This is a genomic window from Paraburkholderia saeva, assembly GCF_907164555.1.
GTDB lineage: Bacteria > Pseudomonadota > Gammaproteobacteria > Burkholderiales > Burkholderiaceae > Paraburkholderia > Paraburkholderia saeva.
Genome location: NZ_CAJQZC010000005.1, coordinates 1 through 14,348, shown reverse-complemented (window position 1 = coordinate 14,348; position 14,348 = coordinate 1). Strand labels below are relative to the sequence as shown.

At 62.5% G+C, this 14,348-nt stretch carries 14 protein-coding genes; 5 read left to right on the top strand and 9 right to left on the bottom strand.

Annotated features, from left to right (window positions below; translation table 11 throughout):
* Window positions 1-62 precede the first annotated feature (62 nt).
* Window positions 63-1,262, top strand: coding sequence for an amino acid aminotransferase (locus tag LPA36_RS14305; RefSeq protein ID WP_228877580.1), 1,200 nt, complete (start codon window positions 63-65; stop codon window positions 1,260-1,262).
* Window positions 1,263-1,448: 186 nt separating this feature from the next.
* Here the strand turns inward: LPA36_RS14305 and LPA36_RS14300 are convergent, their stop codons facing one another.
* On the bottom strand, window positions 1,449-2,687 hold the full coding sequence (locus tag LPA36_RS14300) for a DUF3734 domain-containing protein (protein ID WP_228877579.1): 1,239 nt from the start codon (window positions 2,685-2,687) through the stop codon (window positions 1,449-1,451).
* 9 nt (window positions 2,688-2,696) lie between these two features.
* The gene (locus tag LPA36_RS14295; RefSeq protein WP_228877576.1) at window positions 2,697-3,494 is read right to left on the bottom strand and encodes a 3-hydroxybutyrate dehydrogenase; all 798 of its coding nucleotides are present in this window, start codon (window positions 3,492-3,494) and stop codon (window positions 2,697-2,699) included.
* 231 nt (window positions 3,495-3,725) lie between these two features.
* Here LPA36_RS14295 and LPA36_RS14290 point away from each other — a divergent pair, with 231 nt between their 5' ends.
* On the top strand, window positions 3,726-4,697 hold the full coding sequence (locus tag LPA36_RS14290; protein WP_228877574.1) for a potassium channel beta subunit family protein: 972 nt from the start codon (window positions 3,726-3,728) through the stop codon (window positions 4,695-4,697).
* Between the two features lie 257 nt (window positions 4,698-4,954).
* Complete coding sequence (locus tag LPA36_RS14285; protein ID WP_228877572.1) at window positions 4,955-5,800, top strand: 23S rRNA (adenine(2030)-N(6))-methyltransferase RlmJ; 846 nt, start codon at window positions 4,955-4,957, stop codon at window positions 5,798-5,800.
* A gap of 163 nt (window positions 5,801-5,963) precedes the next feature.
* Here the strand turns inward: LPA36_RS14285 and LPA36_RS14280 are convergent, their stop codons facing one another.
* The 3 genes from LPA36_RS14280 to cueR all read right to left on the bottom strand — a co-directional run bounded on the left by LPA36_RS14280 (window position 5,964) and on the right by cueR (window position 7,377).
* Complete coding sequence (locus LPA36_RS14280) at window positions 5,964-6,320, bottom strand: hypothetical protein (RefSeq protein ID WP_228877566.1); 357 nt, start codon at window positions 6,318-6,320, stop codon at window positions 5,964-5,966.
* Between the two features lie 214 nt (window positions 6,321-6,534).
* Window positions 6,535-6,681 carry a DUF3563 family protein gene (locus LPA36_RS14275; RefSeq protein ID WP_228877563.1) on the bottom strand — a complete coding sequence of 49 codons (147 nt, stop codon included), beginning with the start codon at window positions 6,679-6,681 and terminating at the stop codon, window positions 6,535-6,537.
* A gap of 270 nt (window positions 6,682-6,951) precedes the next feature.
* Window positions 6,952-7,377, bottom strand: coding sequence for a Cu(I)-responsive transcriptional regulator (gene cueR / locus LPA36_RS14270; RefSeq protein ID WP_228877561.1), 426 nt, complete (start codon window positions 7,375-7,377; stop codon window positions 6,952-6,954).
* Between the two features lie 130 nt (window positions 7,378-7,507).
* Between cueR and LPA36_RS14265 the strand changes: the two genes are divergently transcribed.
* Window positions 7,508-7,720 carry a heavy-metal-associated domain-containing protein gene (locus LPA36_RS14265; RefSeq protein ID WP_228877555.1) on the top strand — a complete coding sequence of 71 codons (213 nt, stop codon included), beginning with the start codon at window positions 7,508-7,510 and terminating at the stop codon, window positions 7,718-7,720.
* Window positions 7,721-7,730: 10 nt separating this feature from the next.
* On the top strand, window positions 7,731-8,672 hold the full coding sequence (locus tag LPA36_RS14260) for a dTDP-4-dehydrorhamnose reductase family protein (RefSeq protein ID WP_228877553.1): 942 nt from the start codon (window positions 7,731-7,733) through the stop codon (window positions 8,670-8,672).
* Window positions 8,673-8,697: 25 nt separating this feature from the next.
* On the opposite strand, the gene LPA36_RS14255 is transcribed toward LPA36_RS14260, so the two are convergent.
* The 4 genes from LPA36_RS14255 to LPA36_RS14240 all read right to left on the bottom strand — a co-directional run.
* Window positions 8,698-11,844: an error-prone DNA polymerase gene (locus LPA36_RS14255; protein WP_228877549.1), complete on the bottom strand. Its 3,147-nt coding sequence runs from the start codon at window positions 11,842-11,844 to the stop codon at window positions 8,698-8,700.
* Between the two features lie 6 nt (window positions 11,845-11,850).
* Window positions 11,851-13,329 carry a Y-family DNA polymerase gene (locus LPA36_RS14250; RefSeq protein ID WP_228877547.1) on the bottom strand — a complete coding sequence of 493 codons (1,479 nt, stop codon included), beginning with the start codon at window positions 13,327-13,329 and terminating at the stop codon, window positions 11,851-11,853.
* Entirely contained in the window at window positions 13,259-13,969 is a 711-nt protein-coding gene (imuA, locus tag LPA36_RS14245; RefSeq protein ID WP_228877546.1) for a translesion DNA synthesis-associated protein ImuA, read from the bottom strand. The genes LPA36_RS14250 and imuA overlap by 71 nt, the downstream gene beginning before the upstream one ends.
* A gap of 82 nt (window positions 13,970-14,051) precedes the next feature.
* On the bottom strand, window positions 14,052-14,348 hold a 297-nt coding region (locus LPA36_RS14240), incomplete at its 5' end, for a hypothetical protein (RefSeq protein ID WP_228877542.1).

Sequence of the window (14,348 nt, the reverse complement as noted above, 5' to 3'; positions counted from 1 at the left end):
GCGATGCGTCACCGACCGGCCAGGCTGGAAGCCCGCCCTCCTTTCACTACTGCCGAACCATCATGTCTCTTTTTTCTGCTGTCGAACTTGCTCCCCGCGACCCGATTCTGGGCCTGAACGAAGCCTTCAACGCCGACACCCGTACCACCAAGGTGAATCTGGGCGTGGGCGTCTACACGAACGAAGAAGGCAAGATTCCGCTGCTGCGCGCGGTGCGCGACGCAGAAAAAGCGCGTATCGAAGCGGCGCTGCCGCGCGGCTACCTGCCGATCGAAGGCATCGCAGCCTATGACGCAGCCGTGCAAAAGCTGCTGCTCGGCAATGATTCGCCGCTGATCGCCGCGGGCCGCGTCGTGACGGCGCAGGCACTGGGCGGCACGGGCGCACTGAAGATCGGCGCGGACTTCCTGAAGCGCGTGAACCCGAACGCGAAGGTCGCGATCAGCGACCCGAGCTGGGAAAACCATCGCGCGCTGTTCGAAGGCGCAGGTTTCGAAGTGGTCTCCTACCCGTACTACGACGCCGCGACGCATGGCGTGAACTTCGAAGGCATGCTGTCGGCGCTGAACAGCTACGCGGCCGGCACGGTCGTCGTGCTGCACGCGTGCTGCCACAACCCGACCGGCGTGGACCTGACGTCGGCGCAATGGCTGCAGATCGTCGAAGTGGTGAAGGCGCGTAACCTCGTGCCCTTCCTCGACATCGCCTACCAGGGTTTCGGCGACGACATCGAATCCGATGCGGCCGCCGTACGCCTCTTCGCGCTGTCGGAAGTGAACGTATTCGTGTCGTCGTCGTTCTCGAAGTCGTTCTCGCTGTACGGCGAACGCGTCGGCGCGCTGTCGATCATCACGGCAAGCAAGGAAGAAGCCGCCCGCGTGCTGTCGCAACTGAAGCGCGTGATCCGCACGAACTACTCGAATCCGCCGACGCATGGTGGCTCCGTTGTCGCAGCCGTGCTCGGCTCGCCGGAACTGCGCGCCACGTGGGAAGCGGAGCTCGGCGAAATGCGCGACCGCATTCGCGCGATGCGTAATGGTCTCGTGGAACGTCTGCAGGCAGCGGGTGTCGCACGCGACTTCAGCTTCGTGAACGCGCAACGCGGCATGTTCTCGTACTCGGGTCTGACGGCACCGCAAGTGGACCGGCTGCGCGAAGAATTCGGCATCTATGCCGTGAGCACCGGCCGCATCTGCGTCGCGGCACTGAACACGCGCAATCTGGACGTGGTCGCGAACGCGGTTGCGCACGTGCTGAAGTAAGCGACTCAGTCGACGCAGGCAGGCCGTACGGCAATGTGCCGCTCGCCTGTGATGCACTGACATGCCGCGCTGATTTTTGTTTGTGAAAACGGCGCCCCATGGATGTGGGGGACCGTTTTTTATTACGTAGCGGATGCGCGCTTCACTGCACGAAGGGCATGCGCCGAAGATCCGCCACGGACAGATTCAACCACCGTCGCGATGAATATCGTGCGTGATGAAACCTGCGTCGTTATCCGGCATCGCGAGCCAGTCGGGTTGCGCAAGTGACCGCCGAATATCGATGAGACCGCTTTCCCAGTGTTCACGCATCGTCGACAGTCCGAACTGGTAGTCCTTGTAGTGCCCTTCGTATTCCTTGTGCCGGTAGATCAGATGGACCACGTTGTAGCGCTTTGAACACGAGAGCTCTTCTGCGAGCTTGCACCACGCGTCGTCGCGATGCTCGGGCGCGACGCGGTCCAGCACTTCGCGCAACACATGACGAAACCGCTGAGAGCGCTGGAGCATGTCGGTGACAAGACGCGTGCGACTCGAATACTGGATGTCCTTCATGCGCCCCTGGACGTCGGTAATGCTGTCGGGCACCGGCCCGCGCGCGCTCCATAAATCGACCTGAAACGCGAGCGTGTCCCGGCGCGGCGTAGTCTGCACGACCTCGTGAAGCGGTGTGTTCGACATCAACCCACCGTCCCAGTAGTACTGGCCGTCGATCTCGACTGCAGCGAAACCCGGGGGCAATGCACCCGACGCAATGAAATGCTCGGGGCGCAGCTTCGTATGCGTATTGTCGAAGTAAGCAAAATTGCCGGTGCCGACGTTCACCGCGCCTACCGACACGCGCATCTCACGCGCATTGATCCGGTCGAAATCGCAGAGCCGCTCGAGTGTTGCTTTCAGCGGCGAGGTGTCGTAATAGCTCGCCTGCTGCGGCGCGCCTGAGATAGTCGGCATGGGCGGGGGAAACCGCGGCACAAAGAAGCCCTTTTGCCCTTCCACGAGCGCGCCGACCGCCTGCATGGCCGTGAACGCCTTGCGCACCGCATCTGATGAGTTGAAGAACGCGTGCTCGATAAATGCAGGTAGCGGCGGCCCGAACGCCGGCTGGCAGATCGTCTCCCAGAACGCCAGAAGACGGGCGACGCGATTCTCCGGTGCGTTGCCCGCGATGATCGCGGTGTTCAGTGCGCCGATCGAAATGCCAGCCACCCAGTTCGGGTGAATGCCGGCTTCGTCGAGCCCCTGATACACCCCGGCCTGGTATGCGCCGAGGGCACCGCCGCCCTGCAGCATCAGGGCAACCGTTTCGTACTGAGGCAGTGAGATGCGCCGGCCGACGTGAGCGTCGGCGGCTGAACCCGCCTGCCCGCCGCCCACATCTTCAGCGGCGCCCGCACGCGCCTGTTTCACGTTGCGTTGCGCCATGCGGGCTCCTTATTGCATGTACCAGCCGTGGCTGACGATGAACGACTGGCCCGTCAGCGCAGCTGTCGGGAACGACGACAGGAACAGTACCGTTTGCGCGACATCCTCGACCGTGGTGAACACGCCATCGACGGTACCGCCAAGCATCACGCGCTTGACCACTTCCTCTTCGCTGATGCCGAGTTCCTTTGCCTGTTCCGGAATCTGCTTGTCGACGAGCGGCGTGCGGACAAAGCCCGGACATACGACGTGCGACCGGACGTTGTGCTTCGCGCCTTCCTTGGCAAGCACGCGCGAGAGGCCGAGCAACGCATGCTTTGCCGTGACATACGCCGACTTCAGCGGCGAGGCTTCGTGCGAGTGCACCGAGCCCATGTAGATTACGATGCCGCCGCGGTCGTCCTTGTACATGTGCTTGAGCGCGGCTTTGGTGGTCAGGAAAGCACCGTCGACGTGAATGGCCTGCATCTTCTTCCAGTCGGAGAACGAATAGTTCTCGATCGGATTGACGATCTGGATGCCGGCGTTCGAAACGAGAATATCGACCGAGCCCAGTTCAGCCGCGACCCTGTCGATGCCCTGGTTGACCGCGTCCTCGTTCGTGACGTCCATAGCGACGCCAATCGCCTTGCCGCCCGCCTTGTTGATTTCCTCTGCAACGGCGTCCGCGCCGGCCTGGTTCAGATCCGCAATTGCGATTGCCGCGCCAGCTGCCGACAACGTCAGGGCAATCTGCTTTCCGATGCCGCTCGCCGCGCCTGTGACGACCGCGACTTTCCCATTCAGACTCGTGTTCGATGACGACATCCAGAACCTCCATGCAGTAGATGAGCAATGACACCATAGCGCGCAGGCGGCGGAAAGCTGGCCGAAAGGCATATACCGTTCGGCCGAATGCTGCACTGCGGCCAACTCCGCTATTGTGCATGAAGCATCCGGTTTCACGCACAAATGTGGATCGGTTTAAGCTGTGCAACTCTGGCGCCCGGTTGCAGCGTAGGCACCGCGCCTGTTGAATCATTCACGAAGGAGAAATGCATGAACTATCGACGACTCGGACGCTCCGGGCTACAGGTTAGCGAACTGTCTATCGGCTCATGGGTGACGTACGGCAATCAGGTGGATCGCCGGGCCGCGCGGGAATCGCTTGCGGCCGCGCGGGATGCCGGGGTCAATTTCTTCGACAACGCCGAGGTGTATGCAGCCGGCCAGTCAGAAGAAATCATGGGACAGGCGCTGAAGGAACTGGCGTGGCCTCGCGTGAGCTATGTGGTGTCCACGAAATTCTTCTGGGGCCTGCAGGAAGCGCCGAATCAATATCACACGCTCAATCGCAAATACCTGCTGAATGCCATCGATGCGTCGCTGCAGCGGCTGCAGCTCGACTACGTCGATCTGGTCTTCTGCCATCGCCCGGATCCGAACACGCCGGTCGAGGAAACCGTCTGGGCGATGAGCGACATGATCACGCGCGGCAAGGCGCTGTACTGGGGCACGTCCGAATGGAGCGCGGACGAAATTCGCGCGGCCTGGGAAATTGCCGAGCGGCATCATCTTCACAAACCTGTCATGGAACAGCCGCAATACAACCTGTTTCATCGCAAACGGGTCGAGCAGGAATACGCGCGCCTGTACGAAGACATCGGTCTCGGCCTCACCACGTGGAGTCCGCTTGCTTCGGGCCTGCTGACCGGCAAGTATCGCGACGGCGTGCCGTCGGACAGCCGGGCACAGCTGCAGGGTTATGACTGGCTGCGCAAGGAAGTGACCGATGCGGGCAAGAACGGCATCGTCGGCAGGCTGGGCGCACTCGCGGACGAACTCGGCTGTACGGTCGGCCAGCTTGCCATTGCCTGGATTCTCACCAACCCGAACGTGAGTACGGTCATTACGGGCGCATCACGTGTCGAGCAGATTGGCGAGAACATGAAGGCGCAGGACGTGGTCGACAGAATCACGCCAGAGGTGAAGCGGAAAATCGAAGAGATCGTCGGCGACGCTTCGCAATGAGTGCATGATTGACGTGCGTCCCGAAGCGAGGCGTTGCGTGCGGGCCGACAGGTATGGCCGCAAGGCAGGTGGTAGCGCGGCGTCGCGTACAATACGCGGCCCGCGCCTGCGCCATCAGTGGCATTGCATCACTTGCGTCGCGTCGGGGTCACCTGTCAGGTCCGGCACATTCTGCGTTCCCTGTTCGGGCAGGTAGCGCCGGAAGTCACCGTCGGCTCGCGTATTCTTTCCAGCACCCTTTCCAGTCCGGCTTCGTCATGCTCAGTTACCGCCACGCCTTTCACGCAGGCAATCACGCCGACGTCCTGAAACACGCCGTCGTCATCCAGTTGCTGCGCTATCTTGCCCAGAAGGACAAATCCTACTGGTATATCGATACGCATGCTGGCGCGGGGGTCTATTCGTTAAAGGAAGGCTACGCGACCAAAACAGGTGAGTTCCAGAGCGGCATCGGCAAGTTGTGGACACGTAACGACCTGCCCCCGATGCTGGCGGACTATGTCGATGAAGTCTCGGCACTGAACGCCGACGGAGACCTGCGCTATTACCCCGGTTCGCCCTATCTCGCGTGGCGACTGTTGCGCGAGCAGGATCGCATGCGCCTCTTCGAACTGCACACCACCGAAATCGATGTGCTGCGTCACAACTTTCGCGATGCCGGCCGGCGCGCGATGCTGTATGCGGGCGATGGTTTCGACGGCATCAAGGCATTGCTGCCTCCGGCGCCGCGCCGCGCGCTCGTGCTGGTTGATCCGTCCTATGAAGACAAACGCGACTACACGCGCACGCTCAAATGCGTCGAGGAAAGCCTGACGCGCTTTGCAACCGGCACGTACGCCGTCTGGTACCCGCAGGTCACGCGTCTGGAGTCGCAGCGCTTTCCCGACCAGCTGAAACGTCTACAGGAAAAGAACTGGCTTCACGTCTCCCTGACGGTCAGCAATCCGCCTACAGACGGTTTCGGACTTTTCGGCAGTGGCATGTTCATCCTGAACCCGCCTTACACGCTGCCGGCGATGTTGAAGCAGGCGATGCCGTGGCTCGTCGATGCGCTTGGGCAGGACAAGGCCGCGCAATTCAAGCTCGAATATCGCGGCGATTGAACTGTGAGCCTCCGGCACGCTGTTCTCGAGATCCGCTTCGCTTGCGGTCTGGAGCGGGCAGTCGGCGTCGACGACCGCGTGCCGCGGCTCTGCCTGTGCCATGCGTCGAAAGCCCCATGGCGCAATCCTGCATCTGCGCAGCATTGAAACGAAGCGCGTAGCCTTATTGCGCCGGCACAGGTTGCGGATGCGGCATCGGGTGCGGCTGAGGATGGGGCTGCGGGTGCGGATGCGGATGTGGCGAACCGCCGCCGGCCTGCACGTCGACGTAAGGCGCAACGAAGATCGGCGTCGATGAGTTCGTCGAGAGTTCGGTGGGCGCGGCAATCGGCTGCGCCTGCACGATCGGCGCGTGCGACAGTGGGGCGGTTTGCAGGACGGTGCCGCTCTGCCCGTCGCTGATACCGTGCTGGCTATCCAGAACGAGCGGTTGGCCGCCTGAAGCGGCGAAGACCGCCGACGCCGCGAGCGACGCAGCAACACCCAGAGACACGAATCGAATCGAATGGCGCAGGAGCATGGTCGGTTCCAGCTGTTTTAGTTGGTGTCGGACGCCGCCGGATACGTCGATGCGCGGCAAAAAACGCCTTACCTTACCGTGAGCCGATCGTTCCGGCTAGTCGCTCGTGACGACAACACCCGCTTGTCCTGCTCCAGAAGTGACAAAGCCCCGACGATTCGGGGCTTTTCTTTTATTACGCCGCCGCCGGGAGCGGTTGCAACTGGCCAGACGCTTACAGCGAGTAGCCGTTGGTTTCGAGCGAACGGATACGTTGCTCGAGCTGAACGATATCCGACGACGAGGCGAGGAACGCTTCACGACGGTCGCGCTCTGCCGTTTCGAACCAGTTGCTTAGCGTTTCAACGAAATATGCAAACATGATGTTTCTCCAAGGATCAGATTGAGTCCCTGGTGAAAGTTGACATCAGGGATTTCCCTTAAAAGGGTTAACCCGCATTATAGCCTTCTGGTGCAACCTGGCTAGTGAAATGGTCGAATACCGGGCATTCCGTTTTGGAATGGTGCATGATTGTTTCGGCGGTAAATACCTGATTTAAAGATAATCTGGAGCAGATTGTCGTCGCGCTCCCGGATCCCGCCACCCAATATGCACCGAAATCGTGCATTCATCGACGCGTGACATCAACCGCTATGACTCGATGCAGCAAATCGCCTCGGAGGTCGCTGCGGATTCCGCGAGACCTTCGATGATCGGACAATCCGGGCGATGGTCGCCGTGACAGTGCGCGGCCAGATGCGCCAGCGTATTGCGCATGTTGGTCAGTTCTTCGATGCGCCGGTCCAGATCGGCGACGTGTTCGAGTGCAATCGACTTCACCTCCGCGCTCGCGCGCGAGCGGTCGTGCCACAGCGCCAGCAGCCGGCGGATGTCCTCCACCAGAAATCCCAGCCGTCGCGCCTGACGGATGAACCGCAGCGAATGCACTTCCTCCACGCCGTACACGCGGTAACCGGCCGTTGTGCGCGCTTTCGCGGTCAGCAAGCCCACGCTTTCGTAGTAACGGATCATTTTTGCCGTGACGCCCGATTCCTTCGACGCTTCACCGATATTCATATTCATCTCCAAAATCCGGTTTTGATGCTACACCTTCCCACGGTGGGAAGCTCTACCATCGAATATATGCCCACGCGGCAGGCATAATTCAGGTCGTTCAGTTGCCGCATCGTCAAAAGGAAACAGATCCATGTTGGAATTCAAGGTGGAAGGCATGAGCTGCCAGCATTGCGTCGCAGCCGTCACGCAGGCGATCCGCGAGCAGGACGCGTCGGCGCAGGTCAAGGTCGATCTGACGGCGGGACGGGTATCGGTCGAATCGAACCAGCCGGCCAATGCGTTGCGGGCCGCGATTGACGAAGCCGGTTATACGGTTGTCGATGCGCCGGTCAGCCGCACCTGAGAGGCGACGCATGTTCAAGGTTGCCGTGATTGGCGCGTCGGGACTGCTCGGTCGGGCAATTGCCGGCGAACTCGCTCAGCAGCGCGGCTGGCAGATCGTTTCGACGGCTTTCCGTCGCGCGGACCCGCATATGACCGCGCTCGACGTCCGCGATGCGCAGGCCGTCGACGCGTTCGTCGCGCGCGAAAAACCCGATGCGCTGGTCGTCGCGGCCGCGGAGCGTCGGCCGGATATCTGCGAGAACGACCCGGCGCTCGCCCGCGCACTCAATGTCGACGCGGTGCGCACGCTCGCCTCGGCTGCGAACCGGCACGGCGCCTGGGTGCTCTCGATCTCCACCGATTACGTATTCGACGGTAGCCGCCCGCCCTACCGGCACGACGATCCACCCGCGCCGATCAACGCCTACGGGCGTAGCAAACTGGACGGCGAGCGGGTGCTGCTCGAGACGGCGCAGCGCGGTTGCGTACTGCGTCTGCCGCTGCTGTACGGGCCGATCGTCGACTGGCGGGAGTCCGCGGTGACGAGTCTTGTGCCGGCCATCGCTGCGTCGGCGCCGGATGCGGCTGGCGCATCAGGCACCATGCCCGCGACCATGGATGCCTGGGCGATCCGTTATCCGACGTTCACGCCCGATGTCGCGTTCGTCATCCGGCAGATGCTCGAATGCCACGTGCGTGGCGAGACGGTGAACGGGATCGTCCAGTGGTCCGGCGATGAACCGATGACGAAGTACGACATCGCGCGCCATCTGGCGGGCGCGTTGCGGCTCGACGCGCAACTTGCGCCGCAACATATGCCGACTGACGCGACGCCGCGTCCGCATAACTGCCATCTGGACGCAAGCCGGCTCGAAACGCTGGGCATCGGTCGCCGGACGCCGTTCGACGAAGCCATCCGTCAGGTGCTGACCATGTTCCCGTGGAGCGACGAAGGTCACGCAGCCGCGTGATGCATGGGGCGCCGGGCCATCGCCGTCAGTGAAAATTCCGGCTCACGGAAGGCAGATCGCCTAGCAGATGCGACATGTCCAGGAGCGTATGTGCTACCAGATGGCGCACTTCGCCTTCGCACTGCCACACGCCCAGTACGCCGAGCAACGCCGCGCCGAGCACTTCTTTCCTCTGCTTCTCCAGAAGCGAAGGCCAGATGATGACGTTCACGTTGCCCGTCTCGTCCTCGATCGTCAGGAAGATGACACCCTTCGCGGTATCGGGCCGCTGCCGCACCGTCACGATGCCGCAGCCCCGCGCAAGCCGGCCGTTCCGGTAGGTATTCAGCGTCTTCGCGGGCAGCAGCCGCTTCTCCAGCAGTTGCGGCCTGAGCAGTGCCAGCGGATGGCGCCCGAGCGTGAGGCCCATCGACCGGTAATCGCTCACGATATCGTCGCCTTCGGAAGGCGCGCCGAGCATCGGTGTTTGATCCTCGACGGCGGCCACCGCCAGCATGTCGCGATCCGGCACCGCCGCGACCGACTGCCACAACGCTTCGCGCCGGTTCCCCGCCAGCGAGGCCAGCGCGTTGGCCGCGGCCAGCACCTGCAGGTCGTGCCGGTCGAGTTGCGCGCGCCGCGCCATATCCTTGACGCTCGCAAACGGCCGCACGGCCCGCGTGATCTCGATACGCCCAGCGGCGCCATCGCGCATGCCTCGCAGCAACGACAGCCCGAGCCGCACCGCAGGCCGCGCGGCGCCCACCGCTTCGAGCGAGGACTCCCAACCGCTGATGGTCACATCGACCGGCAGCACCACAATGCCATGCCGCTTCGCATCCTGAACCAGTTGTGATGGCGAATAGAAACCCATCGGCTGACTGTTCAGCATGGCGGCGAGAAACGCCTCCGGTTCATGGCATTTCAGCCAGCTGCTGACATACACGAGCAGCGCAAAACTGGCCGCGTGACTTTCCGGAAAACCGTATTCGCCGAAGCCCTTGATCTGCTCGAAAATCGCCTCCGCGAATTTCTGTTCGTAGCCGCGCTCGCGCATGCCGTTGACGATGCGATCGTAGTATTTCTGCAGGCCGCCCTTGCGCTTCCATGCGGCCATCGCGCGACGCAACTGGTCCGCCTCGCCTGGCGTGAAGCCCGCGGCGATCATCGCGATCTGCATCACCTGTTCCTGAAAAATCGGCACGCCCAGCGTGCGCTCGAGCGCGACTTTCAGATCCTCTTTTGGAAAGCTGACTGGCTCGAAGCCCTGGCGCCGCTGAAGATACGGATGCACGGCGCCGCCCTGGATCGGACCGGGCCGCACGATCGCGACTTCAATCACGAGGTCGTAGAACGTCTTCGGCTTCAAACGCGGCAGCATCGACATCTGCGCGCGCGATTCGATCTGGAACACGCCCACGGTATCGGCGCGCGAAATCATGTCGTAAGTCGCCTTGTCTTCGGATGGAATGTCCTGCATGTCGAAGCGCTCGCCGCGCTGCGCCGAAACCAGATCGAGCGCACGACGGATCGCCGACAGCATGCCGAGCGCGAGTACGTCGACCTTGAGCAACCCCAGTGACTCCAGATCGTCCTTGTCCCACTGGATGACGCTGCGATCCGGCATCGCGGCATTCTCCACGGGTACGAGCCGTGTGAGCTTGCCACGACTGATCACAAAGCCGCCGGAGTGTTGCGACAGATGCCGCGGAAAGCCAAGCAGCTGTCCCGCGAGCGATGCCCATGCGCGAATGATCGGCGTCTCTGGATTCAGCCCCGACTCTTCGAACCGCTTGAGCAGATCCGCGCCGCTGTCGAACCACTGATGCGACTTCGCGACCGCATCGACAATCTGCGGGTCGACACCGAGCGCCTTGCCCGTCTCGCGCAGCGTGCCGCGCGCGCGATACGTCGACACGGCAGCGGCAATCGCGGCCCGATGGCGCCCGTACTTTCGATAGATGTACTGGATGACTTCTTCGCGCCGCTGATGTTCGAAGTCCACGTCTATGTCAGGCGGCTCCCCCCGCTCTCTCGAAATAAAACGTTCGAACAGCATGTTGCCGCGCCCCGGATCGACTTCGGTGACGCCGAGGCAATAGCACACCGCCGAATTGGCCGCCGAACCGCGTCCCTGACACAGGATGTGCTGGCTGCGCGCAAACCGGACAATGTCGTAGACCGTCAGAAAATACGGCTCGTATTTGAGGTCGGCGATGAGTTCGAGTTCGTGCTCGATCTGCGTCTCCACGTCGTGCGGAATGCCGCCCGAAAAACGACGGCGTGCGCCAATGTACGTCTCCTGCCGGAGATAGGCGGTCGGCGTGATGCCTTCAGGGACGAGTTCATCGGGATACTCGTATTTCAGTTCATCGAGCGAAAACGTGCAGCGCGCGAGGACATTCATCGTCTCGCTGAGTACGTAGTCCGGATACAGGTTGGCCAGCCGCAGACGCGAGCGCAGATGCTGCTCGGCATTGGGCGAAAGGTCGTAGCCGCACTCGTGGACCGGCCGTCCAGTGCGGATTGCTGTCATCGTGTCCTGCAGGGGTTTGCGAGAGCGCACGTGCATCACGACGTTGCCAAGTGCAACCACCGGCACGCCCCGTTGCTGCGCGATATATTCGATGGCGCCGCGATGGATGTCGTCCATCGCGCGTTGATGCAGGACAAGACCACACCACGCGCGACCGGAGAACGTCTCTTCGAGCCATTCCAGTTGCACATCCAGCGCCTCTTCCTGCGCCGGAAAATCGGGCACGAGGATCGCGAGGCAATCAGGCATGCCGCGCAGATGCGCGTACTCCGCATCCGGACGCGACAGGTCGTGCGGCGTCAACCGGTATTCGCCCTTCGGCGCGCGCATCCGGGCGAGCGTGATCAGCTCCGACAGGTTGCCGTAGCCCTCCCGGTTCTGCGCCAGCAGAATCAGGCCGAAGGCCGGCGTTCCGTCGGCATTCACCAGCCTGAAGTAAGCGCCGACGATGAGCGGCAGCTTCGCTTCCTTCGCTGCGACGTGTGCCCGCACGATGCCGGCGAGCGAGCACTCATCGGTGATCGCGAGTCCTGAGTAGCCGAGCTGCGCGGCGCGCGAGGCGAGTTCCTCTGCGTGCGACGCGCCGTGCAGAAACGTGAAGTTCGAAAAACAGAACAGTTCGACGTAGTCCGGTAACGGACTGAATGTGAGATCCATGGCGTGTCACCCGAAAAGACCATGGAGGAACCAGCGCGGATCCTCCGCATCGCGGCTGCTGGTGCGCTCGCGATAGATCCAGTAACAGCTCTGGTCTTCGGCTTGCGCCACGAAGTAGTCACGCGTCACGAGTTCGCCGTCGAACCATCCTGCTTCGATGCGCTCGCCCGGCGACACCATCCGCAGCGGCGAGCCGTAGAAGGGACGATGCTTTTTCATCAAGAGACGCACCGGCGTTTCCAGCAGCCATGTGGGCCGCGGCAATCCGGCGGGCGGCGTCGCGCGCTTCGCGGCCTGACCGACCGGCGTCCAGCGATTGGCGACTTCCGGCCGGTAGTCGGCAGTGGGCGTGGCCTGCAGCACGTTTTCTGCGCCCAGCCGGGCGACCAGCAGTTCGACAAGCCGTGCGTGGTCTTCCGGTGAGCCGCCGGGTTCGGGGAAGAGCGTCCCGGACGCCGGCTCGGCGGCCTGCACATTCGACGCATCGAGCCGCAACGCGATGATCGGCGCATCCAGTTCGATGCGGCCGAGCCGTTCCCTGATCAGCCGGATCAGATGCGCGTCCTGCCAGGTCGGCTCGCCGAGCGCGATCTCGATGACCGTCGGCGGCACGGCCTGCCGTCCACGTTCGTGTTCAAGCGAAAGCGTGGCCGCTGTCAGCGCAAGCTGCTTCGCACACAGCCAGCCGCATAGCTGAACGATGAGCCGGTGGGCGGCGAACAGCGCGCCGTCTGCGTGCTCGATGCGCTCGGGCATCTCGATGCGCGCGGAAAACGCAGGCGGCAATTCGAGCCAGTCGAAGAGTTCGGGCGCCGTCCCGAACGCACGATCGAGCGAGTCGAGCAGATGTTCGCCGCACCGGCGCTGCAGGCCGGCACGCGGCAGACGCCGGACATCGGCGATCGTTTCGCAACCGAGACTCGTGAACCAGTCGGCAAACGGACGAACCTCCGGCACCGACAGTAGCGGCAAGCCCGCCAGCCGGCGCTCAAGCGAATGAAGCTTGAGCAGACGCTGGTTTCCATGTTTTGCAAGCAGACAGGCGCCGTGCCCTGTGGGCGCAGCACTGACCCTTGCACTGAAACCCAGCGTGGCAAGGACCGCCCGGGCATCGCGACAAAGACTCAACACTCCACCAAACAGCCGCAAACTTGCACCAACATCGACCAGAACGATTGCTTCTTCGCACAACGCGACATCCGGCGAGAACCTCATCAGCGCGATAGCGACATCCTGCTGGGCCGCCAGTTCACGGGCCGGATCGCGTTCGAATATCTCGGTGTCCGGCGCGAGCGTCAGCACACCACCGCGCTTCATCCCTGCGCGTGCACCCGCGGCACGGGCTACGCCATCGGCCATGAGTACCTTGTCCTTTTCGAGCACGACACAACCGCGCGCAGGCCCGTCACGTCCGTCAGACCACCACTTCGGCCTGAAGATCTCGAGTTGCAACCGGTACAACTGAACGGCGAGGAAGACGCGCATGACGGGAAAGCAGAACGGGCGTGGGTTGTAGGGGAATGGACAGAGGCTCAGCGCGTGATGGACCTCGTCGCTTCACAATGTCGACGGTGAGACCGTCGCCTGCTGGCCGCAGGGCCAGCCTCAATACAGCCGGAGAGGCATCCTGGGCGGCCGTCAGCGGCCGGACCATGATGAACAGCGTTTCCGACGACTGCGCCGCCAGATGAAGACGCCGCAAGGACGATGTCTTGACCTCCTGCGCCCAGAACAGAAGGGCGCAGCAGCTTCCGGCACGCAGAATCTGTTCTGCGGACCACAACGCATCGGTGATTTTCGCTGCGCGGATCTGCATCAGCTGGGTTAAAGGAAGCCCGATGTACTCAAGGCCCAGCCCATTCGGCATGTGGGGCGGCTGGATCAGAACGATGGACCGCTTGCTGCTGGCCAGCCTGCCAAGTGCAGGACGCAACAATCGCAGCTCCCCTACTCCGGCCTGCTGGATCAGCAACTCGACAAGCGCGCCGCACGGCCAGCCCCCTCCGGGCAATTCCGCCGACAACGCCGCATAACCCGTGTCCAGCGTACCGCCGCGCACGCGCGCGAGTTGCGACGCACGCCAGAGCGACGGATGAATAGTTTCGGGGATGCACACAGCGTTCATTGGACGACGAAATACCTGTATGGATATACAGTATCGTACATGGGATTTCGTTATCGCGAACGGGCACTATTTTTTGGGGTGCCTAGGAATGACTATGGAGATCCGAGGCGTTTGCCGTTGCTGTCCGGGGCTGGAATTGAACTTCCAGATGGCTGTCATCGCTCGGTTTAGGTTCGAACTTGGGATGAAGGGTTGCAGGCGGAGGGCGGCGTTTACGCTGAAAGGAAATGGATTGCGCCGCGAAGGCATGCGCACTGGGGGGCGTGGTGCGGGGGCCGGCTTCACCTCCGGGATTGCCGGATCGCATGCCCGACGGAGGGACACCGAAGGGCGTCTCTGAGCGGTAGCTTTTCGCGCCGTAAACGCCGAAACCCCACTT